Source organism: Bradyrhizobium sp. Mp27 (assembly GCF_029953005.1).
Taxonomy (GTDB): domain Bacteria; phylum Pseudomonadota; class Alphaproteobacteria; order Rhizobiales; family Xanthobacteraceae; genus Bradyrhizobium; species Bradyrhizobium barranii.
In genome coordinates this window covers 1-221 of sequence record NZ_JASAUS010000809.1, presented here as the reverse complement: position 1 = coordinate 221, position 221 = coordinate 1, and the positions used below count along the sequence as shown (strand labels likewise).

Sequence of the window (221 nt, the reverse complement as noted above, 5' to 3'; positions counted from 1 at the left end):
GCCGGCTGGATCAGCGCATCGATAGCCTCTCCGGCGAGATCGAAGCACTGGCCCGTCAAGATCAGGCATGTTCGCGCCTGATGACGGTGCCTGGCATCGGGCCGATCATTTGTAAGCGCTCCTTTCTACGCACCTATGCAGTTGAGCGCGGGGATGGGATGAGGTGTCCACCATGAACGAGGTGGACACCATCGATGATCACTCCAGAAGAACTTTTGAGA

At 57.5% G+C, this 221-nt stretch carries 1 pseudogene; it reads left to right on the top strand.

Going from position 1 to position 221, the window contains the following annotated elements:
• Positions 1-110, top strand: a pseudogene (locus QJT78_RS52740) (IS110 family transposase); the annotation flags it as partial.
• Between the last annotated feature and the right edge of the window lie 111 nt (positions 111-221).